2 protein-coding genes are annotated in these 2,053 nt (G+C 39.8%); both read left to right on the forward strand.

Translation table 11 applies throughout. The features are described from left to right. Positions 1 to 106 precede the first annotated feature (106 nt). Positions 107 to 1,549: a MocR-like pyridoxine biosynthesis transcription factor PdxR gene (gene pdxR, locus AC1DTM_RS23970; RefSeq protein WP_477001054.1), complete on the forward strand. Its 1,443-nt coding sequence runs from the start codon at positions 107 to 109 to the stop codon at positions 1,547 to 1,549. A 216-nt stretch (positions 1,550 to 1,765) separates the two neighbouring features. After that, positions 1,766 to 2,053 (forward strand): DUF188 domain-containing protein (locus tag AC1DTM_RS23975; protein ID WP_477001055.1); only part of this gene is annotated, 288 nt, incomplete at its 3' end.

Consider the following 2,053-nt stretch of genomic DNA (forward strand, 5'->3'; position numbering starts at 1 on the left):
ATTTAGCATAGTAAAATTGGCTGGATATAACACCGTCCAATTGGCTGTTTTTTTACCCAGCCAATTTGTTATACTTGATGTAGTTAAGAGATACGGAGGCGTTTTTATGGAATGGAAGCTAGATAACGACAGCAAAATCCCAATTTATCAGCAAGTTGTTGACTTTATTGAAAGACGCATTACATATGGAGAGCTTCCCCCAGGTAGCTTCCTCCCTTCAGAACGGAAATTAGCTACGMAGTTAAATGTAAACCGAAGTACGGTAACGACTGCTTATAATGAACTTCGCGCAATGGGAATTGTAGAAAGCACGACCGGTAAAGGTACACGTGTGAGCACACATATGTGGGGCGTTTCTCCAACATTAACGCCGAACTGGAGAGGTTTCGTAGAAGGCGGGACTTTTTTACCAAATTTACCGTTACTTCGCCATATTCGGGCGCAAGTACAGCAAAATGAAAACATGATTGATTTCGCAAACGGAGAGCTCGGTTGTAACCTTTATCCTCACGATCAACTACAAATGATTTTACGAGAACAACCGTTAACACAGTCATTAAGTTACGATCATCCGCAGGGCTATCTCCCGCTAAGACAAGCGGTAGTAAAATATATGAAGGATTATTTAAAAATTGAAGCGACCGAACAGTCGATTATGATTACATCCGGCGCCCAGCAAGCACTTCACCTTATCGTACAATGTTTATTAAATCCAGGTGATGCAGTCGCTTTCGAAAGTCCATCACACTGCTATTCATTACCGTTATTCCAATCAGCAGGTATTCGTATTTTCCCATTACCTGTCGATGAGCATGGTATTAATCCGGATGATGTGCAAGAGTTATATAGAAAGCATCGTATTAAAATGATCTTTTTAAATCCAAATTTCCAAAACCCTACGGGAACGATGCTGCATCCAAACCGTAGAAAAAAACTGTTATCACTTTGTGCAGACTTACGAATTGCGATTGTTGAAGATGATCCGTCTAGTTTACTTACGTTAGAAAATAAACAACCTTGCCCTACTTTAAAATCGATTGATGAAAACGGAACTGTCATTTATGTACATTCCTTATCAAAAATGATTGCGCCAGGGTTACGAGTTGGCTGGCTTGTCGCCCCGCAGTCTGTAGTCGAACGATTATCAGATGCGCGTCACCAAATGGAATTAGGAATGAGTATATTCCCGCAATGGCTTATGCAGCAATTTTTCGAAACCGTACCATTTCAGTCGCATATAGTTCCTTTACGAAAACAACTAGCAGAAAAAAGAGACATTATCGTCCGTGCCCTAAACGAAAAACTTCACGATAAAATCTCTTTCTCAAACCCGACCGGCGGTATATACATATGGGGGAAATTAAACGAACCGATAAACGAAAAACAGCTCATTATGCAGAGCTTAAAACAAGAAATCGCCTTTATGCCAGGTAGTATTTTCGGCGCGAAAGATGGTTATATTCGTTTATCTTACGGGAAAGTGAATATTGATCAAATTGAGGAAGGTATTTCTCGTTTGCGTGAGGCAATTTTGATTTGTGAAAAATAACTTTAATCAGCGGGGGTTCTGTCCATCCCCACTGATTATTAGCCTTCACCAATCGGACTTTTATGGAGAGTTGATCCACCACCTAACTTCCTCGTAATCACTTATTTTTGAGGTTGGAATCATACTGCCCGTTAATGCAGGATAGAGCATTCTCGTTTGACAAAACCTAAATCTACCATTATTATCAACTCGAACCTATTTATAGGAGTGATAAATATGAAAATTTATGTTGATGCAGATGCTTGTCCTGTAAAAGATGTGATTATTTTTGAAGCTACGAATGCAGAAATTCCTGTTACTCTCGTTACTAGCTTTTCTCATTATTCTAATGCTAAGCAGCCAGCAGGTGTGGAAACAATTTATGTTGATTCCGGAGCAGATGCTGCGGATTACCGAATTATGCAGTTAGCAAAAAAAGAAGATTTAATCGTAACGCAAGATTACGGTCTTGCTTCGCTCGCTTTAGCAAAAGGCTGTATCGTTCTACACCATAAAGGCTATAAG

The sequence above is a fragment of the Bacillus sp. P4_D3 genome (assembly GCF_056401855.1).